The sequence below is a fragment of the Salinivibrio sp. AR640 genome, assembly GCF_001995405.1.
Taxonomy (GTDB): Bacteria; Pseudomonadota; Gammaproteobacteria; order Enterobacterales; family Vibrionaceae; genus Salinivibrio; species Salinivibrio costicola.
In genome coordinates, this window is the sequence record NZ_MUFD01000008.1 from 22,119 (window position 1) to 48,180 (window position 26,062).

The 26,062-nt window shown below is 51.1% G+C and carries 19 protein-coding genes; 8 read left to right on the forward strand and 11 right to left on the reverse strand.

The features are described 5' to 3' along the window. Positions 1 to 208: 208 nt before the first annotated feature. A complete protein-coding gene (locus BZG75_RS06120) occupies positions 209 to 1,732 on the reverse strand; it encodes a CYTH and CHAD domain-containing protein (protein ID WP_077576468.1) in 1,524 nt (507 codons plus the stop codon). A gap of 224 nt (positions 1,733 to 1,956) precedes the next feature. On the opposite strand from BZG75_RS06120, the gene BZG75_RS06125 reads away from it, so the two are divergent. The 4 genes from BZG75_RS06125 to BZG75_RS06140 all read left to right on the forward strand — a co-directional run bounded on the left by BZG75_RS06125 (position 1,957) and on the right by BZG75_RS06140 (position 6,177). Further along, entirely contained in the window at positions 1,957 to 2,637 is a 681-nt protein-coding gene (locus tag BZG75_RS06125) for a TIGR00153 family protein (protein ID WP_021023390.1), read from the forward strand. Between the two features lie 28 nt (positions 2,638 to 2,665). Beyond that, positions 2,666 to 3,922 carry an inorganic phosphate transporter gene (locus tag BZG75_RS06130; protein WP_077576469.1) on the forward strand — a complete coding sequence of 419 codons (1,257 nt, stop codon included), beginning with the start codon at positions 2,666 to 2,668 and terminating at the stop codon, positions 3,920 to 3,922. A gap of 127 nt (positions 3,923 to 4,049) precedes the next feature. Further along, positions 4,050 to 4,664, forward strand: coding sequence for a TIGR04211 family SH3 domain-containing protein (locus tag BZG75_RS06135; RefSeq protein WP_077576470.1), 615 nt, complete (start codon positions 4,050 to 4,052; stop codon positions 4,662 to 4,664). A gap of 262 nt (positions 4,665 to 4,926) precedes the next feature. Beyond that, positions 4,927 to 6,177, forward strand: coding sequence for a multifunctional CCA addition/repair protein (locus BZG75_RS06140; protein WP_077576471.1), 1,251 nt, complete (start codon positions 4,927 to 4,929; stop codon positions 6,175 to 6,177). On the opposite strand, the gene BZG75_RS06145 is transcribed toward BZG75_RS06140, so the two are convergent. The 4 genes from BZG75_RS06145 to BZG75_RS06160 form a co-directional block, all read right to left on the reverse strand. Continuing rightward, entirely contained in the window at positions 6,174 to 9,239 is a 3,066-nt protein-coding gene (locus BZG75_RS06145; RefSeq protein ID WP_077576472.1) for an error-prone DNA polymerase, read from the reverse strand. The two genes, BZG75_RS06140 and BZG75_RS06145, sit on opposite strands and share 4 nt — an antisense overlap. A gap of 11 nt (positions 9,240 to 9,250) precedes the next feature. Next, the gene (locus tag BZG75_RS06150) at positions 9,251 to 10,654 is read right to left on the reverse strand and encodes a Y-family DNA polymerase (RefSeq protein ID WP_077576473.1); all 1,404 of its coding nucleotides are present in this window, start codon (positions 10,652 to 10,654) and stop codon (positions 9,251 to 9,253) included. Next, positions 10,654 to 11,346, reverse strand: a complete 693-nt coding sequence (imuA, locus tag BZG75_RS06155; protein WP_077576474.1) for a translesion DNA synthesis-associated protein ImuA — start codon at positions 11,344 to 11,346, stop codon at positions 10,654 to 10,656. Before imuA ends, BZG75_RS06150 begins: the two co-directional genes overlap by 1 nt. 172 nt (positions 11,347 to 11,518) lie before the next feature. After that, on the reverse strand, positions 11,519 to 12,982 hold the full coding sequence (locus BZG75_RS06160; protein WP_077459944.1) for a transporter substrate-binding domain-containing diguanylate cyclase: 1,464 nt from the start codon (positions 12,980 to 12,982) through the stop codon (positions 11,519 to 11,521). Positions 12,983 to 13,543: 561 nt separating this feature from the next. On the opposite strand from BZG75_RS06160, the gene pykF reads away from it, so the two are divergent. Continuing rightward, the gene (gene pykF / locus BZG75_RS06170) at positions 13,544 to 14,956 is read left to right on the forward strand and encodes a pyruvate kinase PykF (RefSeq protein ID WP_021023382.1); all 1,413 of its coding nucleotides are present in this window, start codon (positions 13,544 to 13,546) and stop codon (positions 14,954 to 14,956) included. Between the two features lie 75 nt (positions 14,957 to 15,031). On the opposite strand, the gene BZG75_RS15380 is transcribed toward pykF, so the two are convergent. Next, complete coding sequence (locus tag BZG75_RS15380; RefSeq protein WP_021023381.1) at positions 15,032 to 15,184, reverse strand: hypothetical protein; 153 nt, start codon at positions 15,182 to 15,184, stop codon at positions 15,032 to 15,034. 151 nt (positions 15,185 to 15,335) lie between these two features. On the opposite strand from BZG75_RS15380, the gene treR reads away from it, so the two are divergent. The 3 genes from treR to treC all read left to right on the forward strand — a co-directional run bounded on the left by treR (position 15,336) and on the right by treC (position 19,588). Then, a complete protein-coding gene (treR, locus tag BZG75_RS06175) occupies positions 15,336 to 16,292 on the forward strand; it encodes a trehalose operon repressor TreR (protein ID WP_077459946.1) in 957 nt (318 codons plus the stop codon). Between the two features lie 151 nt (positions 16,293 to 16,443). Further along, positions 16,444 to 17,862 (forward strand): PTS trehalose transporter subunit IIBC, encoded by a 1,419-nt coding sequence (treB, locus tag BZG75_RS06180; protein WP_077459947.1) that lies wholly within the window; start codon positions 16,444 to 16,446, stop codon positions 17,860 to 17,862. Positions 17,863 to 17,923: 61 nt separating this feature from the next. Further along, on the forward strand, positions 17,924 to 19,588 hold the full coding sequence (gene treC, locus BZG75_RS06185) for an alpha,alpha-phosphotrehalase (RefSeq protein WP_077459948.1): 1,665 nt from the start codon (positions 17,924 to 17,926) through the stop codon (positions 19,586 to 19,588). A 59-nt stretch (positions 19,589 to 19,647) separates the two neighbouring features. Here the strand turns inward: treC and ilvN are convergent, their stop codons facing one another. The 5 genes from ilvN to BZG75_RS06210 form a co-directional block, all read right to left on the reverse strand. Beyond that, complete coding sequence (ilvN, locus tag BZG75_RS06190) at positions 19,648 to 20,145, reverse strand: acetolactate synthase small subunit (RefSeq protein WP_021023377.1); 498 nt, start codon at positions 20,143 to 20,145, stop codon at positions 19,648 to 19,650. Next, positions 20,145 to 21,863, reverse strand: a complete 1,719-nt coding sequence (locus BZG75_RS06195) for an acetolactate synthase 3 large subunit (RefSeq protein ID WP_077459949.1) — start codon at positions 21,861 to 21,863, stop codon at positions 20,145 to 20,147. The genes ilvN and BZG75_RS06195 overlap by 1 nt, the downstream gene beginning before the upstream one ends. Before the next feature lie 399 nt (positions 21,864 to 22,262). Further along, entirely contained in the window at positions 22,263 to 24,053 is a 1,791-nt protein-coding gene (locus BZG75_RS06200; protein WP_077459950.1) for an AMP-dependent synthetase/ligase, read from the reverse strand. A 174-nt stretch (positions 24,054 to 24,227) separates the two neighbouring features. After that, on the reverse strand, positions 24,228 to 25,355 hold the full coding sequence (locus tag BZG75_RS06205) for an MJ1255/VC2487 family glycosyltransferase (protein ID WP_077459951.1): 1,128 nt from the start codon (positions 25,353 to 25,355) through the stop codon (positions 24,228 to 24,230). Continuing rightward, a complete protein-coding gene (locus tag BZG75_RS06210) occupies positions 25,352 to 25,891 on the reverse strand; it encodes a phosphatase PAP2 family protein (RefSeq protein ID WP_077459952.1) in 540 nt (179 codons plus the stop codon). Before BZG75_RS06210 ends, BZG75_RS06205 begins: the two co-directional genes overlap by 4 nt. Between the last annotated feature and the right edge of the window lie 171 nt (positions 25,892 to 26,062).

The following is a 26,062-nucleotide window of genomic DNA, read 5'->3' on the forward strand; positions in this document are numbered from 1 at the left end:
AGTCAAATTATCATGTGACGCGTAAACCGTTTATAACGCAAAAACCACCAACATAGATTGATCTTGACTGAGTTTTTACCGAGTCAACGTCGAGACCAAAGGCGCCATGGCGATGCATACAGAAACATCTTATTTGCATAATCGATTCGGCTAAAAAAAGCAGCCATCTGGCTGCTTCTACTTATTCTCTTACACTTTTTAGCGTCGCTTATTCTTGCCAATAAGGCGTGAGGCGTAAGCCTGTTTGGCGGCTTTGCGTCATCGCATGAAAAAGTGATTCTTCTTTTCTCGCTAACCACTTTTCCGCTTGTTGCTTATCGTCGTCATCGTCGATCGCTGCAACTAAATCGCGTACTGGCTCAAGTAGCCGAAGTTCCTCTATACCTTGCAGTAAATCTAGCCAAGGCAGTCGGAACGCTTTACGGCGACTTTTATCAAAGAGTGACGCCAAGCAGGTCCCTAACACCAAGTTGCGTTGCAGACGTGGATACTGATCAAAATACTCATGCCTTGTCAGTGTCTTACTCTCGTCAAAGGCATCAAGGAGCTCATGCCAAGATTCAGGTAATGCCTTATCGGCCAGGGTTTGAATCGGTTGCGCTAATTTATCCGCTGCTTTTTCATCTAAAAACGGCTGCCAACCTTTAGAGAGAATCCAACGACTTAAATCAAGCAACAGATTGCAGTAGCGAGAGGTATGAAGTAACGCCACGATATCCTCGCGCTCCGGCAACTGAGTTTGCTCAGCTTTCAGCGTTTTGACCATCATTTTTCGGGCATTGAGTTTGCGCAGGTATTGGCCCTTATCTTCACACAAGCGTGCATTCGCCCACGCATCATCCAGCCAAGCGAGTTCGCCATCAAACCATTGCAACTCTTGACGCAATAATGTGCTCGCTCGTCTCGGCAACACGCTGCCGAATAGAACGAAGGCTTGGCGGATCAGTAATACCGCGTAGCGAATTTCCTGCAGCGCATCAAGCGACTCTCGCTCTATGTAGATTTGTTCGTGGTAATGCCAGTGGCTGAGCGCGTGCTCAAGAATTCGAATGAGCGCTTTCTCTTGCGTATCGTCGGTGCTCAGTTTGACGATAGACAGCGCTTTGACCGGATCGCCTTGATAGCCAGTGGCTAAGCGGTAGCCTCGCGCGGCTTTACTCAAATTTCCCAGTCGCAGTCCTCCTTCATCGGCAAGGTTGCGCGCCAATGAAAATAAGGCATCGGTTTGACCCGAAATAAGCTCTAGCTCGACCTCAGAAATCACATCTTTATCACCGGCTTCGGTTGAGACTTCACCCTGATCGCTGGCTAACTCTATTTGACTCCCGTCGTCAGTGGCTAAGAGCCACTGTTGGCGGACAAAGTCGGTGGAAAAGAGCGGCTGAATCGACTGACTCAGTGCATCAATATTGACACTATCAGGCCATGCATCGACCGGGATCAAAGAAAGGTCGGGCTCAGGTCCATTAAGCTCAGCGTTGTATTCTGGGCGCTGATGCAGCCCAGCTACCACCCGGCCAGCGGTTTTGAGCGTTTGAATATAAACACCATCAAAACAACGCACACGCAAACCGATATCGTGTTCGCGTAGGGTAAAATCTGGCGTATCGAAGTAGATGTTGCCCAGCTCACGCTGGCTTTGCTGTAGCTGCTTTACACTGACAATCTTATCGCGGATGCGGTGAGGAAAGTCAGAAGAGACAAAAAATTTGAGCTCTATCTCAGTGTCCATACGGGTACCTATAGCCAATTGCCTGACAAGGATATGAACAATTGATCTTGTCGGCAAGGACTATAACCACCAGTCTTGATCAAACGCACTGCGGCATAGATCACAAAAGCTGTTTCTTTAGCCAATGTTCTGCGCTACCATTCGCCGCTCCGATATACCATCGTTGAACGTTTAGCCTCCACTCTTTGCCCTTTGGGCGTGAGGCAACCAGGTAGATTACGGCTATGCCAGTCAATACAATTGTTGGGCTATTCGCAAAAAGCCCTATAAAACCTCTGCAACGCCACGTCAATCGTGTCAATGATTGCTGTGAGCTACTGATCCCGTTTTTCCATGCTTGCGAACAGCAAGATTGGGAAAAGGCGAATCAACTCCGTCACCAAATCTCTGAGATAGAGAAAGATGCTGACACCCTGAAGCGCAATATCCGACTCAAGTTGCCCCGCGGTTTGTTTATGCCCGTTGATCGGACGGACATGCTCGAGTTATTGACTCAGCAAGACAAATTGGCAAACTTGTCCAAAGATATTGCCGGCCGAGTGATCGGCCGCCAGCTTCGTATGCCCCCAGCAATGAATACCGCTTTCATTGCTTATGTACAACGGTGCCTAGATGCAGCCGCTCAAGCACGTCGGGTGATTAATGAGCTCGAAGAACTGCTTGAGACTGGATTTAAAGGACGCGAAGTCACCTTAGTGGCCGAAATGATTCATCAGTTGGATGTGATTGAAGATGATACTGACTCAATGCAAATCCAGCTTCGCCAGGCATTGATGGCGGTGGAACAGGAATACAATCCTGTCGACGTCATGTTCTTGTACAAAATCCTCGAGTGGGTCGGCGAAATTGCTGATCAAGCGCAACGTGTCGGTGCGCGCTTAGAGGTCATGCTTTCCCGTTCCTAACCGAGTGATGTAACAACAAGGTATTACAATGGAAATCCTGATGAATCACGGGACCATTCTTATTATGGTCGCCGCGGCTTTTGGTTTTTTAATGGCAATTGGTATTGGTGCCAATGATGTCGCCAACGCAATGGGCACGTCTGTGGGCTCTAAAGCGCTAACCATCAAGCAAGCCATTATTGTTGCCATGATTTTTGAATTTGCCGGCGCTTATTTAGCTGGCGGTGAAGTCACAGATACCATTAGAAAAGGTGTTATCGATACCAGTCTCTATGCCGATCAACCGTTAGAATTGGTCTTTGGCATGATGTCCGCTCTGCTCGCGGCGGGTACTTGGCTGCTCCTTGCCTCCTATATGGGCTGGCCAGTCTCCACCACCCATTCGATAATCGGCGCGATCATTGGCTTTGCTTGCCTATCGGTTGGCTCTGAGGCCGTCGATTGGCATACCGTCCAAGGTATCGTTGGCAGTTGGGTGATCACCCCCTTTATCTCCGGTCTTTTTGCCTACTTTATTTTTCTTAGCGCCCAGCGCCTCATTTTTGACACTGACCGCCCCGTACTCAATGCAAAACGTTTTGTCCCCATTTATATGTTCCTCACCGCGTTTATTATTGCGATGGTGACCATTAAAAAAGGGCTCAAGCATGTTGGCTTGCATTTGACCACGTTAGAGTCAGTCAGTGCGTCAATTGTCTTGTCTGCACTGGTGATGTTTTTTGGCGTGTATTATATCTCTCGAAAATATCGCGGCGATGAGAGCCAAGGCTTTCAAGGCGTTGAGCGGATATTCAGCTTACTCATGGTCGTCACGGCGTGTGCCATGGCCTTCGCGCATGGCTCAAACGACGTTGCCAATGCCATTGGTCCCCTTTCAGCGATTGTCGCGACCGTGCAAAACCTCGGTACTGTGGCAGAAAAAGCACACATTGCTTGGTGGATTCTTCCGATGGGCGGTGCCGGCATTGTCATCGGCCTTGCGACCTTGGGGCATCGTGTCATGGCGACCGTTGGCTCAGGGATAACAGAGCTCACACCAAGCCGCGGGTTTGCCGCGCAATTAGCCACCGCGAGCACAGTCGTTTTAGCCTCGGGGACAGGCTTACCGATTTCGACCACGCAAACATTAGTCGGTGGCGTTCTCGGCGTTGGATTTGCCAGAGGCATTGCCGCACTCAACCTCGGCGTGGTGCGCAATATTGTTGCCTCGTGGCTCATCACGCTTCCAGCAGGCGCTTTATTAGCTGTGATCTTTTACCAAGTAATGATCACCTTCTTTGCCTAACAGTCGGCAGCGATGTCAAATCACGGTTAAAAAAAGGGGGGCATGGCTCCCCTTTCTTTTTAGCCTATGGCACTATGCCTAGCAAAGCCGATGTGTCCCACACTGAATAATGCAAAGGACCCCAGACGTGAAACACCTGTATTCTGCTCTCATATTGCTATTCGTTCTCGTCACCGCGCCGCAAGCCATGGCAGAGAACTATATTTCTGATGAATTATTTACCTATATGCACTCTGGCCCTGGTACACAATATCGCATTATCGGCAGTGTTGATGCAGGCGATAAAATCACTGTACTCAAGCGCGACCAAAATGCGGGCTATTCGCAAATTGTCGATAGTCGCGGCCGTAAAGGCTGGGTGAAAAGTGACTTCGTCACCACTCAACCTGGCTTGAAAGAACGTGTACCTGCGCTTGAAGCCGAGCTCAAAAAAGTAAAAACAGCCTTATCGAGTGCACAGGATGATGCCAAAGCACAACAAAAAGGGTTGGTTGAGTCGCTTAAAAAGCGCAATGCGCAAATCGAGAAGCTAGAAACACACAGCAGCGAACTCAATAAAAAGCTGATTGATGCACAAAATGAAATTCGTGCTTTGCGTGCAAAAATTGATACGCAAAAAGATGACTTATTAATGCGCTGGTTCACCTACGGCGGCATGGTGGCCGGCGGCGGCTTACTGTTTGGCCTTGTGCTGCCACATCTTATCCCACGTAAAAAACGTCGCCGTGACGGCTGGGCATAATCAATCTCCGATAAATAGGCTGCGTTTGCAGCCTATTTTATTTAGATCGCCACGTTTATATCGTTTACGTTTTATCCCGCGTTTTTCTATCTCGTCGTTGATGAGCAACCCCATCTTTCATTGGCGAGCTAACGATTAGCCATCCAACGATAACCATTATCAGCACACGGTGGGCGTGCTGCTACGCTATATGTATACTTCTATGAAGGTATGACTCAGCATCTTTGCTGTTTCTTCACTTTCTGCAACCAAGGAGCTTTGTGTGAAACACTATCTTGTCGGCGGCGCGGTACGCGATGCGTTGTTAAGTTTACCGGTCACGGACAAAGATTGGGTCGTGGTGGGCGCGACAGTGAAGCAAATGCAAGCCTCAGGCTATCAACAAGTTGGCCAAGACTTCCCAGTCTTTTTGCATCCAGAAACGCATCAAGAGTACGCATTAGCACGCACAGAGCGTAAATCGGGCCAAGGCTACACCGGTTTTGTGTGTGACTTTTCGCCAGATATCTCGTTAGAGGCCGATCTTCAGCGGCGTGATCTCACTATAAACGCCATTGCCCAAGATGAAGATGGCACCTTGATTGACCCTTATGGCGGTCAGCAAGATTTACACAACCGGATGTTACGTCATGTCTCGCCCGCCTTTAGCGAAGACCCATTGCGGGTGCTACGTGTGGCACGATTTGCCGCCCGCTTTGCGCCTCTCGGCTTCACCATTTCCGACGATACATTGGCGCTGATGAAAACGATGGTCGCCAACGGCGAACTTGCCCACCTCACCCCAGAGCGAGTTTGGCGGGAGTGGGAGAAAGCGCTTGGCAGTGATCGTCCCGATGTGTTTCTTGCTGTGCTGCGCGATTGTGGTGCACTTGCGGTAGTAATTCCTGAAATCGACGCCCTGTACGGCGTGCCGAATCCTGCCAACTGGCACCCTGAGATCGATACCGGCATCCACACTGAAATGGTCAGCCGTTATGCCGCCTCGTTGACCGATGACAAATGCATTCGCTTTGCTGCACAAGTCCATGATCTCGGTAAAGCCCTCACCCCTTCCTCCATCTTGCCCGGCCATCGCGGCCATGGCGATCGTGGGCTGCCGGTGATAAAAGATCTGTGCGAGCGGCTTAAAATCCCCAATCAATGCAGAGATTTAGCCTTGGTAGTCAGTGCACATCACTCTAAGATCCATAAATGCGATCAACTCAGCCCCGAGCATTGGGTGGCATTATTTAATCAAATTGATGCGTGGCGAAAACCTGAACGGGTTGAGCAATTGGCCTTGGCATGTTTAGCCGATGTGCGTGGCCGCAAGGGACGTGAAAATTATCATTACCCGCAAGCCGATGCCTTACGTGAGCGCTTTGCCTGTGCCGAGAACGTCGATGTAAAGCCGATTGTCGACGCTGGCTTTAAAGGGGCAGCGATTCGTGATGAGCTTCATCGCCAACGTATTCAGGCGATTGCGGCATGCGCTTCGCCAAGCGATCAGCAAATCGCGGGCACACCCTATTAACGAAACTCACGCGACGTAACCGACAAGGCGGTGAGCTTAGGGGTAAGGTCAATCAACTTACCGGCAATTACATGCACCACCTCGCCCTGACGCTCGACAATGCCATGCACTTTCAACACCTTGGCTTGCATAAAAGCACGGGATTGCGCCCGTGCCGTCCCCGCCCAGACCACCACATTAATATTGCCGGTATCATCTTCCAAGGTGACAAAGGTTACACCACTGGCGGTACCTGGTGATTGCTTGCCCGTCACCACGCCCGCCACCGCAACCCAGCTTTGCGGCGCACACTGTGATAACTCAACGCCGCGGGTAAAACGGCCCAGCGTGCCGGCTTGCGCCATCAAACGAATAGGATGATCGGTGAGCGACAGCCCCAAGGCCGCGTAATCTTCAATCACGTTTTGCCACTGGGAAGGCGAATGAGGCAAGACAACCTCATCGTCACTGGTGGCCAGTAGCGGCAGTTGCCGCTGCTGATCCATCAGTGCCCAGCGCGCCTGATAGCGATTGCCAGCCAGCGCCGCCAATGCGCCACTGCTGGCTAGGGCTTGATAGGCATCGCGGTCAAGGTTAATTTCTTGCAGTGCCGACAAAGACGCAAACCCCGACTCTGGACGATGGACCAACAATCGGTCTATCGCCGCCGCACTCAACCCTTTGACTAATCGCAATCCCAGCCGCACGCCCCAGTGATCGTCGACCTTTTCTAAGCAATGATCCGCCCCCGAGTGTTGCACACAAACCGGCAACACGGGTACCTGATGGCGCGTGGCGTCTTGCATCAGTTGTGACGGCGAGTAAAACCCCATCGGCTGGCTATTGAGCAAGGCGGTATAAAACGCGGCGGGATAATAATGCTTCAGCCACGCCGACACATAGGCCAAGACCGCAAACGACGCCGAGTGGCTTTCTGGGAAACCATAATCACCAAACCCGCAGATTTGCCGGTAAAGCTGCTCGGCAAAGTCGGCGCGATAGCCACGCGCGGTCATCCCAGTAATCAATTTGTCGCGAAACGGCGCCAGTCCACCCTTTTTCTTCCATGCGGCCATCGCACGACGCAGCTGATCCGCTTCGCCACCAGAAAAACCGGCTGCCACCATCGCCAGTTTGATCACCTGCTCTTGAAAAATGGGCACTCCAAGCGTACGCGCCAGCACTTGCTCAACCGCTTTGGACGGGTAGCTCACCACTTCTTCCCCATCACGGCGCTTTAAATACGGATGCACCATGTCACCTTGAATCGGGCCGGGGCGGACAATGGCAATTTGGATCACCAAATCATAATAACAAGCCGGTTTGAGCCGCGGTAGCATACTCATTTGTGCCCGTGACTCAATTTGAAATACCCCTACGGTATCGGCGTGCTGAATGCGCGCAAACACCGCCGGATCATCGCCTTGTTGAGTGATCGCCGCCAAACTCAAGCGAGGGCCACCGGTTTGAGCAATCAAATCAAAGGTACGTCGAATCGCGGTGAGCATGCCCAGTGCCAGTACGTCGACTTTCATCAGATGCAGCGTTTCCAGATCGTCTTTATCCCACTGGATCACCGTCCGCTCTGCCATCGCCGCATTTTCCACCGGCACCAACTCATACAAAGGCCCATCTGCAATCACAAAGCCACCGACATGCTGAGAAAGGTGGCGCGGAAAGCCGATCAATGTCTGGGTAAGCGACAGCCATTGTTGGCTTTTCGCGCTTTTAGGATCGAGGCCCAACTGTTGAAGTTGCTGCGTCCAAGGCTGAGTTTTATCGCGCCGATTGAGGTTTTGAATAAAAAAATCAATCTGGCTAGCGGGGATCGCCAACGCTTTGCCCACATCACGCAGTGCACTTTTAAGCCGATAACGGATCACGGTTGCCGCTAAGGCAGTCCGCTCACGGCCATATTTTTGATACAAATACTGGATCACTTCTTCACGGCGCTGGTGCTCAAAGTCCACATCAATATCCGGCGGCTCGTCGCGCTCTTTACTAATAAAACGCTCAAACAGCACATCGACTTTGCACGGATCCACCGCGGTGATCCCTAAGCAATAACACACCACCGAGTTCGCCGCCGAGCCGCGCCCTTGGTATAAGATCCCACGCGATTGAGCAAAGCGCACCAGATCGTAAATGGTCAAAAAGTAATACGGGTAATCGAGCGCCTCGATAAGCGCGAGCTCTTTTTCAATGATGGCTCCCACGTCACTGGGTACCCCCTTGGGGAAACGCTGCTGTGCGCCTTGCTTGACCGCGTCACGCAGATACGCCATCGCAGACTCGCCGGTTGGCACCACTTCTTTGGGGTAGCTGTATTTGAGGCTCGCCAAGGAGAACTGACACTGAGCGGCAATCTTGGCACTTTCCGCTAGCCACTCGGGTGGGAATAGAGTCTGTAACTTAGATAGCGGGCGTAAAGCCCGCTCTGCATTGGGCAATAAAGTCTGCCCCAATTCAGCCACAGGCTGACGATGCCAAATCGCGGTTAAAGTATGATGTAATGCTAGTCGCTCAGGGTGATGCATCTGCACATCACCACACGCTGTCACACAAAGTTGATACTGGCTTGCCAGCATGCGACAGTGCGCCAGATACGGATGATCGTGTTCTGCTAAATCGCGGCGCACAGCCAGGTACAAGCGCTCAGCATGATAACGCAGCAGCCACGTCGCCCAATGATGATCACTCTCCGCGCCACTGGGTAGCCATAGCACCAAGCCATGACGTATCGACATCAGATCCCACTCGCTCAGCTGGTAATCGCCTTTGTGACTGCGCCGCCGCGCATTGGTGATAATCCGACACAGCTCTTGGTAAGCCGCTTGGGTGGGACACAGCAGAACAATATCTAACGCCTGCAGACGAAAGCGACTGCCAATGATCAGCGAAAGCTGCGGATAACCACGCTGAGCTTGATACGCACGCACCACGCCTGCGACCGAGCATTCATCGGTGATCGCGAGCGCTTGATAGCCCAATGCCGCCGCTTGCGCCACCAGCTCTTCCGGGTGTGAGGCGCCCTCAAGAAAGGAGAAATTGCTGCAACATACCAGCTCGGCATACGTACTCATCGCTTCACCGTCTAACTAAACCAACCGTGTAAAAACCAAGTTTGCTCTGGCGTGCGAAATACCCATAGCCATTGTTGCTGAGCGTTTTGAGCAATAAAGTAATCGCGCTGGATAGGCGCATCTTCCCACCAGCCCGTGACAATCCGCTCCGGCCCTTCACGTAAAGTGACCTTACCCACCAGTGGCGTAGGCTGCGGCAATAATAAACTTGGACGCGGGCGCGTCGGCACCGACGTTGGCTGAGTAACGCGTTGATGATGCGGTAGGTGCTGACTCGCGGCCTCGGGACGGTGATGATCCACATACGCTAACCGCATGACCGCCTCCTCCCCTAATCGGGCCGCCAGAGTCGCAACCAACTCATCGCGGCTTTGAACACCTTGCTGCGGGCTAAACAGATCCACTTGGCCGGGTTGGTGGCAATCGATGTGCGTGGCAGCCACACTCACCGCCGTTACTGGCTGGCTTACTTGCCATGACGCCAGGCGTAAACGCACCAACGCCATCCAGCGATCGGTGTCTTTCTCACCATGCGCGGCCACCACGGAAAGGGTTTCTTCGCGATTATCACGCAAGCTAAACCCCAACGTCAGCGCAGGCGTGCAGGCACTACGCTGCTCAAGAAAGTGGCACAGTGCCGAGACGAGATTCTCGATAATGGGCAATAAATGGGCTTGCTCACTGAGCTCAAACAACAAAATCCGTTGCTGAAAAAATTGCAGCGGTGGCTGAAAATAGCGCAATGGCGTCGGCTGGGCGCCACGCACTTCAGCAAGGTAATCCACCACTGTGCGCGGAAAACGTCGCGTCAGCGACGCGGTGGGCAAGGCGATAAGCTCACCTAACCGAGAGAGGCCCAGACGCGTAAACTGAGTTTTCACCGTCTCCGGTAAAGGGGCAGCAGCCAACAGCAGTTGCTGCAACGCTGCCTGCAAATGCTCGGGGTCGATACTGATCTTGCCCGCGTGGCCATACGCCATAAGCTCGGCGGCACGCGGCGTTTGGCCCACCCCTGCCTGATAACGGATACCACTTTCCACCAGCGTTTGAGTCACGGCCTGCCATAGCGGAGTAAACCCTTGATATAGCGCCAACATCGGTGACACGTGTAGCCATAAACCTTTAGGGGGATTAAGGCTGATTTCCGCGACCAGCGGATAAAGCTGTGTGGCGAGCTGCTCAAGCGCGGACTGCTCTTTCACCGCGCAATAAGGATAGACCGCGAGCTGATGACAAATAAGCGCTGCAGCCCCTAACCCCATACCGGTATTCAGACCGTGCGTGTTAGCCGCCACAGAGAGCTGCACTAAACGGCCTTCTTGCTCGCTAACCAGCCCCACCGCTTGCACCGATGACGGCGCATAAAGGCTATCTAACAGCAAGTTTGGGCAATGCAGATACAGCCACAATGACATCACGCTTGCTCCCGCTGTTGCCGTGAAGGAAAGGCAAGCAAATTCTCTGCATTGCTCGGCCAGGTTACCAACGCGGGCCATTGCGTGCGCCAATCGAGGGTAAACGGGGCCGGTGGCCATTGCCCGCGACAATAGCGCACCGTGACCGTCACACCACATGCAGAAGGGGCCAGCGCCACGCTTAAATCGACCGGCAAGGTCAATGAATACGTCTGCTGGCGGCGCAACAGTACCACCGCACATTGGCCATGTTCGGCCGCCAGTTTTAGACGCTTAACTTGTCCCACCGTGAGCGAAGATGGCCATAACACGACTGCCTGACACGCGCCACTGCGCGCCGCTTGCTCGGCTGCCCACAGCGCATCCTGATCGCTTTTGGGAGACACCAACAAGGTGTTGTCGGTTAAATAGCCTTGCTGGTGTAGCATCGCTGCGTTGAGTCCAACCGGTGGACGAATCCACGCTACCTGCTGACCGCTAGCGTGATACAACGCCGGTAACACCAGCCGCAACTCACCGACACCATAGTCACTGATGATATCTGTCACACCTGGAGACGGGAGCCCCCCTAGACGCTGATCAAAGGCGCTGTAACCGGTCGCTTTTTTATCGGGTAATTCCGCCATTAACGGCCGCTGACTAGCGCGCCATAGGCCGTGTTGCTGGGCTAATTGGTCGAGTGTTTTCATCATCAAAATACCTGTATATATGCACAGTATATTTAACTTTCGTCGCGCTGCAAGAGAAAGCAAAAGAAAAACCAGTGCACGCCCTATAACCGGTTGATAAAAAAACGCCCCCTAAAAAGGAGCCGACTTTCTTGGTGGGATGTTGTGTCTGATAAGGTATAACGCGCTAAGGGGATTACATCGCTGAAATAGGCGTCTTCACCGATTGAGACGAGGCGAGCATTACTTGGTTACGTCCTCGGTGCTTAGCGCGATACATCAACACATCTGCCGCATGAATCAAAGCATCAAGCTCTAACGCGTCCATATCATCGGTAACATCACTGGCAATGATTGCACCGATACTGACCGTTACCCGTATATCAGCACCGTCAAACTCAAATACACTATCCGCCACATCGCAGCGAATATGATTCGCTATTTCAATCAAGGCATCTAAATTTGGTGTTGGACAGAGCACACAGAACTCTTCGCCTCCCAGACGTGCTGCAGCGCCTTTTTTGACTAATCGCTTTAAGTAGCTGGCAAGGTGCACCAACACTTTATCGCCTTGCATATGCCCGTAGGTATCGTTGACTTGTTTGAAATGGTCAAGATCAATCAGGATCAATCCCATTTCTTGCTGACGGCTAAGTTTGGGCTTTTGACGTGAAAAGTAAGCGTCTAAACCACGACGGTTTAACAGCTGCGTTAAAGGATCCGTATTAGCAAACTCTCGCAGACGTGAATTGGCTTGGCGCAGCGCAACAGTCCGCTTATACACCATACGCTTTAGAATAAAAATATAGGTCACCGCGCCTAATAGCACCGCAAGAGCGATACTCGGGATAAGCCAAGTGGGATAGGCTTCGACGCGTTCGGTATTAATCCATTTTTGTTTAATACGCAGTAACTCTTGTGCGGGGATGTTATCAATGCCGGCACGTATCTCGTTCAGTAGTGCTTGATTACCTTTAGGTACCGCCGCATAAATCGGACGCGTATACAGCACTTGATCGGCAACAAACGCCAGCGGCTTACCTTGCGTCAAAAAATAAAAGTTTGCGGTTTGGCTATCGGCAACGAGTGCACTGATTTCGCCATCGAGCGCGGCACTAAATAACGTTTCATTACGCCGAAAGCGTCTTTGCTTCACATTAGGATAATGTTCAGCTAAAAACCAAGATTCGTAGCTGCCAGCCACCACGCCAACCACTTTGTCTGCGGCTAACGGATCTTTACTAACTTGTCCCGCCTGATTTTGCACATATAAAGACCCATTAGTATTGAAGATAGGCGCCACATAATCCAAATAGGTTTCACGTTCGGGAGACTTGAGTAACCCCGCGTGAACGCGATTGCCTCCCTCTTTCATATACGAAAGGGAGTCAGCCCAGTCGAGCAGCATAAACTGAATCGATTCGTGATTGTATTTAGCGTAAGCCTGCCAAAAATCAATCAATAAGCCTTTGGGTTGACCATTACCCGGTATGTAGCTGTAGGGTTTCCATTCAGACGAATGCGCAACGACTAGTATGTCTTTTTCTTCTGACAGATACGCGTCGTCAGCCCATGCAAACGTACTTGCATACGTGCAGGCTATAAGCAGCATCCCTGTCAAAAACCGTAAAATACGCGCAAACATTGTTAGGCAGCCCATGAAAAGAGTCTTGATGGTAGATAAATTCTTACAGAACGCAAAAGACTTAATAAAAAAGCATGATCCAGTTCAAATTGGAAGCCAGATCACACCATATAATGTCAAGTTAGACATTAACGGTATAGAAACTAATCAAAAAGGAATACGTCGTATGGTAAAGGAGCGCGCGTCAACAGAAAGCGTAATCAATACAAAAATATCTTACCCCCCTCATTAACCTGTCATGCTGTTGTAATGATTTAAATCGGTAGTTGTGGTAAATTTACGCGCCCAAATGGAGAAAGGGGCTTGGATATTCAGATCGCGTGCTTTAAGTCTTCTAATCGATAGCGGCTTTATTGCCCGTGATCAACATAGATCACCGCAGACCATCTATACTCACAGGCGATAAACAGTGATGTTACCCCAGCTATCCTAGTTGCGGTAACGCCATTGAAAAATGCAGAGGTTTCGCTTTCACAGCTACTTGAGCAAAAAGTGCGTGGTAAAATTACACTTTTTCAGTGTGTTGTGAGAAAGCACCAAGCTTATGTTTCAATTTTTGACCGGAGAAATGTGTCGATGAAAAAGACCAAAATCGTATGTACGATTGGCCCAAAAACCGAATCTGAAGAGATGCTGACTCAGCTTGTTGAAGCTGGTATGAACGTTATGCGCCTTAACTTCTCACACGGTGACTATCAAGAGCACGGTGCTCGTATTGCTAACCTACGTAACGTGATGAAGCAAACGGGTAAACAAGCCGCTATCTTGCTGGATACTAAAGGTCCAGAGATCCGTACGGTAAAACTAGAAAATGGCGACGATGTCATGCTAGAAGCCGGTCAAACCTTCACTTTCACCACAGATACCTCTGTCGTGGGCAATAAAGATCGCGTTGCGGTCACTTACGAAGGTTTACCTCAGGATTTAAAAGCGGGTAATACTGTCTTAGTCGATGATGGTCTGCTTGAGATGGAAGTACTAGAAACGACTGAAAAAGAAGTGGTTTGTAAAGTACTGAACAATGGCGAGCTAGGTGAAAACAAAGGCGTTAATCTGCCAGGCGTTTCCGTTAGCCTTCCGGCATTGGCAGAAAAAGACAAGTCTGATCTTAAATTCGGCTGTGAGCAAGGTGTTGATTTTGTTGCCGCTTCATTTATCCGTAAAAAAGAAGACGTGGAAGAAATCCGCGAGCTACTCGCCCAAAACGGTGGCAGCGACATCAAAATCATCTCTAAAATCGAAAACCAAGAAGGTGTCGACAACTTTGACGCTATCTTAGAGGCCTCAGACGGCATCATGGTTGCTCGTGGTGATCTGGGTGTAGAAATCCCGGTTGAAGAAGTGATCTTCGCGCAGAAGATGATGATCGAAAAATGTAACCGTGCTCGCAAGCTGGTTATTACCGCAACACAAATGCTGGATTCGATGATCAAAAACCCACGTCCAACCCGTGCTGAAGCCGGTGACGTGGCGAATGCTATCATGGATGGTACCGATGCCGTCATGCTGTCAGGGGAATCTGCAAAAGGTAAGTACCCATTAGAAGCGGTAAGCATCATGGCGCAAATCTGTGAGCGTACAGACCGTCAAATGTCACCTGCGTTGGGTTCTCGTCTCGATAGCAGCCGTCTGCGCATCACCGAAGCGGTCTGTAAAGGCGCTGTCGATACATCTCAAAAACTGGGCGCACCTTTGATTGTCGTTGCGACCGAAGCGGGCAAATCAGCACGCTCAGTACGTAAGTACTTCCCAACGGCTAATATCATCGCGGTAACCACTAATCCGAAAACAGCCGCACACTTGTGTCTGACTAAAGGGGTGACGCCCGTGATGATCGAAAGCATCGACAGCACGGATGAGTTCTACCGTCGCGGTAAAACCATCTCTCTCGAATCAGGCTTGGCCAACAAAGGCGATATCGTCGTGATGGTGTCCGGTGCTTTAGTTCCTTCAGGCACAACCAATACTACATCAGTGCACGTGCTGTAATTGATCGTACTTATATAGTAAAAGCGATAACAAAATTTACGCCTCGACTATGTCGGGGCGTTTTTTTATCTGCGCTTACCAGTGGACAATTTCTTTGAAGTGCGTTTTGATCAATACCGCTAACGGCACTAAATAAATCGCGCTAAGCTTTAATGCCAATACCGCGAGCGTCAAGGTGGTCATGCGCACTAGGCACTTATTGATGGTTTGTACGACAGGGTGGCTCATCATCATTTCAGTCTAAAAAGGTCGTTGTTCAAAAATCAGGCTGTAGTTTACAAATTAATCAATAAATCGCAAGCGCCAATCACGGCTGTTATCATGACAAGTAAAGGCGCTGTGTCTAAGCCACTGATTTAACGCTATCACAGAGAAAAAGATGACAAAACCATTAACCATTTTGGATATTGCCCGCTTAGCCGGGGTCGGGAAATCGACCGTATCCCGTGTGTTAAACAATGACGCACGCGTTAAAGACAGCACACGCGCTAAAGTGCAAGCGGTGATCGACCAACACGACTTTCTCCCTTCTAAATCCGCGCGGGCGATGCGAGCACAACGCAGTGGTGTTGTGGGTGTGATTGTAGCTAAGCTGAGCTCCAACTCCGAAAATACCGCGCTGACTGGCTTGCTCAATACCTTGTATGCCAGAGGCTATGACGCCGCGATTATGGAAACGCAATTTTCGCAACAAAAAGCGCAAGCGCATCTGGATGTACTAAAACGCCGTAATGTCGATGGAATTATCTTTTTTGGTTTTTCTGGCTGCGATCTCAATGCGTTAGCGCCCTTTGCTCCAAACTGCGTCGTACTGGCTGTTGATAGTCAGCAATACGCCAGTGTCAGTTACGACAACCAAGGCGCAGTCACACAAGTGATGAACCATTTTTATCATCAAGGATGTCGTCATATTGCCTTCTTGGGGATTGATGAGCGCGATGAAACCACAGGTCTCGCCCGCTCTGATGCGTATCAGCATTTCTGCCAAACCCACCAGCTTTCACCACAACTCCATCGTTGTGAGATGAGTCTGCATGCCGCCTATGCCGCGACGGATTGTTTGTTAACCCCGCAGACTGACGCCATTGTCTGCGCCTCCGACACCCTCGCTTTGGGAGTCGCAAAACGCCTACAAACCCTAAATCAAGAAAACATCGCCATTGGCGGCATTGGCAATCATGACATGCTACGCTTTATGTTCCCACGCGCAGTCAGTGTGGAGCTGGGTTACCATCAAGCGGGTCAGCATGCAGCCGAGCTATTGCTCAAGCAGCTTGATGAAACGCCTACTGAGATCACGCATTGGACACAACCGTGTCATCTCGTGGTGCCCTAACCTTTTCTCCACACGATGAATCAAGCAGTTAAAAAATTCTGTGTGATGGTTTTCAAATAATGGGAACGATTCCACTGATAAATTCGATCGTACGATCCATAATTAGTGGGAACGTTACCAATGAATACCCTACAGCAATACAGGATTGCTTATGAGCCAGATAGATAAAAAAGCCGTTGACCAATTGGTTACTCATATTGGCGGCAAAGACAACATTGCAACCGTAAGCCACTGCCTCACCCGTTTACGTTTCGTGTTAAACGATCCGGAGAAAGCCGATGTCGCAGCGATTGAAGCGATCCCCATGGTGAAAGGCTGCTTTACCAGTGCCGGTCAATTTCAAGTGGTGATCGGCACCAGCGTCGACCAAGCTTTCGCGCTGTTACAACAAGCCACCGGCGTCGAGGGCCAATCAAAAGACGAAGCCAAACAAGCGGCTCGCCAAAATATGAGCCTAACTGAACGTGCGATTTCACACCTCGCGGAAATTTTTGTTCCCCTTCTTCCCGCGATCATCACCGGCGGTCTGATCCTCGGCTTCCGTAATGTGATCGGTGATATCCGCATGTTCGATGGCAAAACCCTGACCGAGATCAGCGAGTTTTGGGCCACCGCTCACGGCTTCTTATGGCTGCTTGGCGAAGCCATCTTCCACTTCCTGCCTGTCGGTGTCTGTTGGGCGACGGTGAGAAAAATGGGCGGTACGCCAATCTTGGGTATCGTGCTCGGTATTACCCTAGTATCACCCCAGTTGATGAACGCTTACCTTATCGGTAAAGAAATCCCCGAAGTGTGGGACTTTGGCTGGTTCTCGATTGAAAAAGTCGGTTATCAAGCGCAGGTGATCCCGGCGATGTTTGCGGGGATGGCGTTGGCATTTATCGAAACCCAGTTAAAACGGATTATTCCAGATTACCTCTATCTTGTGGTGGTGCCGTTTGTCGCGCTGCTGACTTCCGTGATCTTGGCACACACCTTGATTGGCCCATTTGGCCGCGAAATCGGTAATGGTGTCGCCTTCTTAGCCCGTTCGGCGATGACCGGCGATTACGCTTACATAGGTGCGGCTCTGTTCGGCTTCCTTTATGCACCTTTAGTGATCACAGGTGTTCACCACACCACCAACGCGGTGGACTTGCAGCTGATGCAAGAAATGAACGGTACCCCTATTTGGCCACTGATTGCCCTGTCCAACATTGCACAAGCCTCGGCGGTGGTCGGGATCATTTGGATGAGCAAAAAAGAAAACGAGCGCGAAATATCGGTGCCTGCCGCGATTTCTGCCTACCTTGGCGTCACGGAGCCGGCCATGTACGGGATTAACTTACGTTACAAATTCCCGATGCTATGCGCCATGGTTGGCTCGGCCCTAGCGGCGATTGTGTGTGGTCTTTCCGGCGTGATGGCCAACGGCATTGGTGTGGGTGGCCTGCCAGGTATTTTATCCATTCAGCCACAGTTCTGGGGTGTTTATGCGGTCGCGATGCTGATAGCCATTATCGTGCCCATTGCACTCACCGCCTTTATGTATCGCCGCCAAGCCAGCAAAGGCAAACTGGCCGTCATCTAATTCCCCTTCAGTCTGCGGGGAGGGAACGCTCCCCGCTTTTTTTAGCGTTAAGAGAGACATTATGCACGCAAATCCCTGGTGGAAAACGGCCACCATTTATCAGATTTATCCAAAGAGCTTCCGTGATACCACGCAAACAGGGACAGGTGATCTGCCAGGCATTATCGAAAAGCTGGACTACTTTTCGACCTTGGGCATCGACGCCTTGTGGCTCACCCCCATTTATGTATCGCCACAAGTCGATAACGGCTACGACATTGCCGATTATTACGCGATTGATCCTAGCCTAGGCACCATGGACGACTTCGACACCTTGCTGGCCGAAGCGCATAAACGCGACATCCGCATCATCATGGATATTGTGATTAACCATACCTCAACCGAGCACCCCTGGTTTCAATCAGCGCTTGCCAGCAAGGACAGCCCCTATCGCGACTATTACATCTGGAAAGATCCGGTTAACGGCGGCGTTCCAAACAACTGGCAATCAAAATTTGGCGGTAGCGCGTGGCAATGGCATGAACCGACCGGTCAGTATTACCTTCATTTATTTGCCACCGAGCAAGCCGATCTTAACTGGGAAAACCCAGCGGTGCGGACCGCCGTCAAAGACGTGATGGCTTTTTGGGCAGAAAAAGGCGTGGATGGCTTTCGACTCGATGTGATCAATTTGATCTCCAAAGATCAGTCGTTCCCCGACGATCACCAAGGCGATGGTCGCCGTTTTTATACCGACGGCCCCCGCGTTCACGAATACTTGCAAGAGATCAGCCGCGATATTTTCCAGCGTTACGGCAGCGTCACCGTGGGCGAGATGTCTTCGACCACCTTAGAGCACTGTCAGCAGTATTCCGCGCCAGATGGCAAAGAGCTCTCCATGGTGTTTAACTTCCACCACTTAAAAGTCGATTACCCGGGCGGTGAGAAGTGGCGACTGGCGCCGTTTGACTTCTTAGCCCTAAAACAGCTGTTCCGCACTTGGCAGCACGGCCTGCATAATCAAGGTTGGGGCGCATTATTTTGGTGTAACCACGACCAACCACGTGTGGTCAGCCGCTTTGGTGATGACCGCCACCACCGGGTCGAATCAGCCAAAATGCTCGCCACTGCGATACATATGCAGCAAGGCACACCTTACGTGTATCAAGGGGAAGAAATTGGCATGACCAACCCTGGCTATCAACATATTGATGACTATCAAGACGTCGAAAGTCGCAACATGCACCGTCTGCTTTGCGACCAAGGCATGCCTGAAGGGGAAGTGTTGGCCATTCTCGCTGCACGCTCACGCGACAATTCACGCACGCCCATGCAGTGGAACAGCTCAGCAAACGCCGGTTTTACTCAAGGCACACCCTGGCTAAAACCTGCGCCTAACTATGTTGACGTCAATGTCGACACCGCACTGGCGGATAAAGACTCGGTGTTCTATCACTACAAGCAGCTGATTTCCCTACGTAAAACCTTACCCGTGATCCGTGAGGGAGATTATCAGGACTTGCTGCCTGACCACCCACAATTGCTCGCGTATCGTCGCGACAACGGTGATAGCCAACTGGTAGTAGTGTGTAACTTTTATGGCGAACCGGTCACAGCGACCTTGCCTATCGCCCCTGCTCCGAACGCAGACTTGGTGAGCCATAATTACCCAGAAGCCAAGCCATTGATGCCAGAAATGCAACTGGCACCCTATGAAGCCTTGGTGTATTTGATTAATCCCGCTTAACCGACACAAAAATGGCACGCCTTGGCGTGCCATTTTTCTACCACGATCAGTTGCTTTGGTTACTGGCGCAGCGCTCTTTCGCCGCGAGCAATGCCCACCACACCACTGCGTGCAACTTCAATGATCTCGGTAATTTCACCCACCGCGCGAATAAAGGCATCCAGCTTGTCACTGTCACCGGTCAACTGCACGGTGTAAAGCGAGTTCGTGACATCGACAATCTGCCCGCGGAAAATATCGGCGGTGCGTTTTACCTCCGCGCGGGCAAAGCCGCTGGCTTTTACTTTCACCAACGCCAGTTCACGCTCAATGTGATCGCTCTCGGTGACATTGCTCACTTTCAGCACATCAATCAGCTTGTGCAGGTGCTTTTCGATTTGCTCGCGGTCCGCGTCGCTCACCACCGAGGTGGTGATATTCAAGCGCGACAAGGTCGCATCATCGGTGGGTGATACCGTCAGTGATTCAATGTTGTAGCCACGCTGAGAGAATAACCCCACAACCCGCGACAAGGCACCTGGTTCGTTTTCCATTAAAACCGATACAATACTGCGCATTAGGTTCTCTCCGTTTTGCTCAACCACATTTCATTCATCGCCCCACCGCGTACCTGCATTGGATATACATGCTCGGTTTCATCAACATGGATATCGACAAACACCAAACGATCTTTCATTGCCAGCGCCTTTTCTAGGCCAGCTTCCAGCTCAGACGGATGATTAATGCGCATCCCTACATGCCCATAGGCCTCAGTGATCGCCGCAAAGTCCGGCACCGAGTCCATATAAGAGTGCGAGTGACGGCCTTGATAAATCATATCCTGCCATTGTTTGACCATCCCGAGGAAGCGGTTATTGAGGTTCACAATCACCACCGGAATGTCATATTGCAACGCGGTGGAGAGCTCCTGAATGTTCATCTGAATACTGCCATCACCGGTGACACACACCACCTGAGCGTCCGGGAGCGCGAACTTGACCCCCATGGCGGCGGGAAGCCCAAAGCCCATGGTGCCCAAGCCACCCGAGTTAATCCAACGGCGTGGCTTATCAAACGGATAATAAAGTGCGGCAAACATTTGATGCTGGCCGACATCCGAGGTCACATAGGCATCACCATGAGTGAGGCGGTACAAGGTTTCAATCACCTGCTGCGGTTTAATCCGCTCAGGATCAGCGACATATTGCAAACATTGGCGCTCACGCCAAATCTGAATATTGTGCCACCAGGTGCTGATCGCATCGCTGTCGTTGCTGCCTCCCTGCTCCACCAGCAATTTGAGCATGCTACTGAGCACAGCATCCGCAGAGCCGACAATAGGAATATCGGCCGAGACAGTTTTGGAAATGGTCGAGGGATCCACATCAATGTGCATGATGGTGGCATCGGGACAGTATTTTTCGAGATTATTGGTGGTGCGATCGTCAAACCGGACACCAATACCAAAAATCAGGTCGGCTTGGTGCATCGCCATGTTGGCTTCGTAGGTACCATGCATGCCCAGCATGCCCAGCGAATACTCATGGGTGCCGGGAAAGGCACCCAGCCCCATCAGGGTGCTAACCACCGGGATGTTCAAGCTTTCTGATAGCTGGCGGATTTGTTCGCCGCAATCAGCCATGATAGAGCCACCGCCGACATACAGCACCGGCTTTTTCGCCGCCAGTAGTGCTTTTAGTCCGCGCTTAATCTGCCCTTTATGGCCGGTTGTTGTCGGGTTGTAGGAGCGCATACGCACACTATCAGGATACTGATACGGATGCTTTTGCGCCGGATTGACCATGTCTTTGGGGATGTCCACCACCACAGGGCCGGGACGTCCAGTCGAGGCAAGATAAAAGGCTTTTTTGACAATATTGGGAATATCTTCAGCACGCTGGACTAAAAAGCTGTGTTTCACCACAGGACGAGAAATCCCCACCATGTCGCACTCTTGAAAGGCATCATTGCCAATCAAGCTACTCATCACCTGCCCAGAAAAAACCACCATGGGAATCGAGTCCATGTAGGCGGTGGCGATACCGGTAATCGCATTGGTTGCGCCTGGGCCTGAAGTCACCAGCACCACGCCTACTTCTCCGGTTGCGCGCGCGTAACCATCCGCCATATGCACGGCCGCTTGTTCGTGACGCACTAACACATGATCGATACCACTTTTTTCATGCAATGCATCGTAAATATCCAGCACCGACCCGCCTGGATAGCCAAAAATATGTTTTACGCCTTGATCGATCATGGAACGCACGATCATCTCGGCACCAGATAACATTTCCACTCTACGCCTCCCTGTTTGCATAGTTAGGACTTACTTTTAGCCTAATCCAGCTCCTTACACTTGGATGTACTGGTGGTGTGATCACACGGACATCAAAACCAAATACTGGCGGTAAGGTAGCGTTAGATTGTTCGTTGGCCCGCCTCGACAGAAACGACCTCCAATGTAACGTTTTATTTGCAAAACTGTCCATTGGCTAACCAGTATTTACATTTAATCACTAGATGTTGAGTGTATGTTGCTGGATTACGCTGATGAGAAGGGAGTAAATCGACAACATTCACTAAAAAAGCATCGGCTTGCGAGATTTGCTATTCCGACAAAAGGCGATAAAGAGGAGAAAAGGGATAAAAACAGCGTATGAGGAGGCTCACCAATGAGCCCCCTAGCTAGAAACCGTCAACGCTGGTACATGGCGTCGATATGATGCTGGTAACGCGACAGGATCACTTTACGACGCAACTTCATGGTTGGCGTAAGCTCACCACTGTGCATACAAAAGCCCTGTGGCAACAAGGTAAAGCGTTTGACTTGCTCAAATTTGGCCAATTCATGTTGCAAGCTTTGTAAACGCTTTTCAAACAAGGCCACCACATCAGAATGTTTTAACAGCTCTTTGCGATTTTGATATTCGATGTTAGCCGTTCGCGCCCACTCTTCTAAGGCATCAAAGCAAGGCACAATCAAGGCAGAGACAAAATGACGCGCCTCGGCCACCACCGCTATCTGATCGATAAAATGATCACGCACCAAAGCGCCTTCTACCCGCTGTGGTGCTATATACTTACCGCCTGACGTTTTCATCAGCTCTTTAATTCGGTCAGTGATAAATACATTGCCGTGAGCATCGAGATACCCCGCATCGCCGGTTTTCAAAAAACCATCCGCGGTAAAGGTGGCCGCCGTCGCATCGGGCTGATTGAAGTAGCCACGCATCACCATCGGCCCACGCACTTGAATTTCATTATCCTCACCGATGCGCAATTGGGCGCCGGGCATCGGAGAACCAATCGACTGGGGGTCAAAGCAGGTATCATCCCAACAAGACACGGTGGCCGTGGTTTCGGTCATGCCATAACCGAGCTTCACGTTAATACCGATTGCATGGAAAAACGCGCCAATGTCAGGGTCAAGACGCGCCCCACCGCATGGCATCAAGCGCATCTTGCCACCCAGCAGCGCACGCAACTTACTGAGTACCAGCTTGTCGGCCAACGCCAATTGCCATTGCTGGCGCCGCGACAGTGAATGGCCAGCACGTAACTGAGCAGCATGACGCTCGCCTTGGCGCAGGGCCCAACGGAATAAATGCGGTTTAACGCCGGTGGCTCGACTGAGTTTGTCGTGAATAGCTCCATGGATTTTTTCGTAAAAACGCGGTACGGCCGACATCACTGTTGGCTGAACCGACGCCAATGCCGATCGCACCTTTTGCGGGTCTGAGAGATAGGCATTGACCGCCCCACGATGTAAGACGTAATAGCTCCAGGCACGCTCAAAGACATGTGATAAGGGCAGAAACGCCAAAGAGACGTCATGCGGTTCAATGGCGAGCACCTGATCATGTACATCAAGCTGCGCCGCGACGTTGGCATAATCGAGCATGACCCCTTTGGGCTCCCCAGTAGTGCCTGAGGTATAAATCAAGGTGATCAGATCGTCCATGCAGCGTGCGTCAATGCGCGTCTCTAATTCGGCTTGATGACCACGATCGTCTTGCAATAACCAACTCGCCCAATCCCACACTTTAGGATGTGCTGGCACCGGCGTCTCTTGGCTTAACGCCACCACACCTTTGATGTTTGGGCATTGCTCCAACGCCGCTACCGCCATTTCCAATTGATCGTCACCCGCGAAAATCCATTGCACATCGGCATCGTTAATAATGTATGCCGCTTGCTGGGCCGTGCTGGTCGCGTAAATCGGCACCGGCACAGCGCGAATTTGCAGTGCGGCATAATCTAACATTGCCCACTTTTCACTGTTTGGCGCGAAGATAGCGACGGTTTGCTGAACCTGACAGCCGGCTTTGAGTAAACAGCGAGACAGTTGATCAACACGCTCGCCGAGTTGACGCCAGCTAATACTTGTCCACTGGTTGTGTTGCTGGAAGCGAATCGCTTCTCGCTGATGCTGAGTGCGAATTTGCTCACGAAGGCGGGTAACAATATGGTATTGGGTGTTCACTATGCTTCTCTTGGGCTCACCTTTAGGCGAACACTTGTACGCTCAAATAATAAAGCGAGTCTACTGACCGCTCGGGTAAAAACAAGCAAAATCGAGCGAATACTCTAGTGAAAATGTAAAAACGTGATTCAGCGGCGTTGAGGCGTTAATCAGTCACCTTGTGCATAACGGATCCTATTAACGGTTCAGCCGCTGTAACCTCAATCGGTTCGGCTCAACGCGTGTTGATAAGCGGTTGAAGTCTAAGATCGACTCTTCGACTGTTTCCGGATAATCAACCTGAGCCCACAAATGGTGAAATAGGCTGCGCGTCTGGCCCAACTCACCTTTGACTAGCCATTCCGCCAGAGCTTTAGCAACATCTGGGTATGCAATCGCGTCCACTGCAGGTGTCTGTAGCCATTCTCGGACAGCACGCGCATCCAAGCTATTCATAGTGTGCGCCAAGCCAAGCTGGGCGAGTGTCGCGACATTACTTAACTGCTCAAACTGACCAGACAGTGGTTTTAATAACAGTTTTTTACCCAACGTCAGCGCTTCAGACGGAAGTTCAAAGCCCCCATTCGCTATTACCCCCTGGCACTGATGTAGCGCCGAGTGAAAGCTTTCTTTGCCCAGCGGCATAAGCGTAAGGTTTTCTCGCTGCTCGGGCGCGCTTACCTCGGGGTGAAAGCAGACAAAAGGCTGGCTAAAGCGCAACAACAACTCACTGACCGCAGATAAAGATTCAAAGGGTAAATAGACCAGTACCGCCTTTTCCGCAACGGGCGACACCGTTGTTGCATTCGGCAGGCTGGTATCAATAATCGGGGGTAAAATCGCTTGGTTAAAGTGATACCAATGCAGGCCAATGGCATAGTCTGTTGGCGCAAAGTGGCGCATAATCAGACGATTAATCCAAGTTTCTCCGTGTTTGGGCACCGCGTGAGAAAACGCGGCTTGATGACTGATGGCTACCGAGGGTATTCCTTGTTGGCGCGCCGCCCACGCACTGATGGGTTCAAAATCAGAGATGACCTTATCATAGTCTGATACATCAAGCTGGCGTATATCGCGTCGCAGCTGTGCCAAGTGATTGTGTCTCGCCGTGGCCAACATATCAATTTTGCCATCGCGGCTCACAAAGCTCATCCCGGTAAAGGTCCGATAGTCACCGAATGGCGTCATATCAAAATAGTGCTCTGCCGGCCGACCAGAAAAAATAAAATCAACCTCGACATCGTACTCTGCCAAAGCACGCGCCATCGCTCGGGCTCGCGATATATGGCCGTTACCGGTTCCTTGAACACCGTATAAAAGCTTCATGAAAGACCTGCCATTCCGTAAAGATCCGCGGTGATGCTGTGCGCCAAGTTGGCACACATTATCCCTAACCCTGCGCCCACAATAATGTCGGTCACAAAATGCACACCCAGTAACACCCGAGAAATGCCAATCAAGCTCGCCCAAATAAATACAAACAGCGTGAGCGATGGGAAAAAGATGCTCAGCAAAGAGGCCATTAAAAAGGCACCTGCGGTGTGGCCTGATGGCATACTGTATAGGTCAGACGGCGTGATAAAGGCGGGTAGCTGCGAAGGACGTGTGCGCCGGAAACTGCGTTTTAATACCCAGTAAATTGGCAGCTCAATGGCAAATGCAGTGAGCCCCGTGAGTAAAAACCAGAGCCCCACGGCTTCTTGCAGCCACCAAGCAGCTAACCCCACCACGATATAAAGAGGCCCATCGCCCGAGTGGGAAACGGCACGGGCCACTTTGGCGGTGTCAGCGCTAAAGCGATGCGATAGGCAAAGTGTCGATACCGAGTGGTCAAAGCGTTGAATCGCAGCAAAGCGTCTCATGGTATCTCCCAATACAGCGAGCTGATGATTAAACATTAGCCAGCCGGTGTGACAGGTCGGTGACGTTATTGGGACATCTCAATGAATTTACTCTGCCCCGTCGCCGCTTAAGATCAGCTGTGTTGGCGTAAGTAAAATAATGCAGGGTGGACAAAGCCGCCCCAGACCACA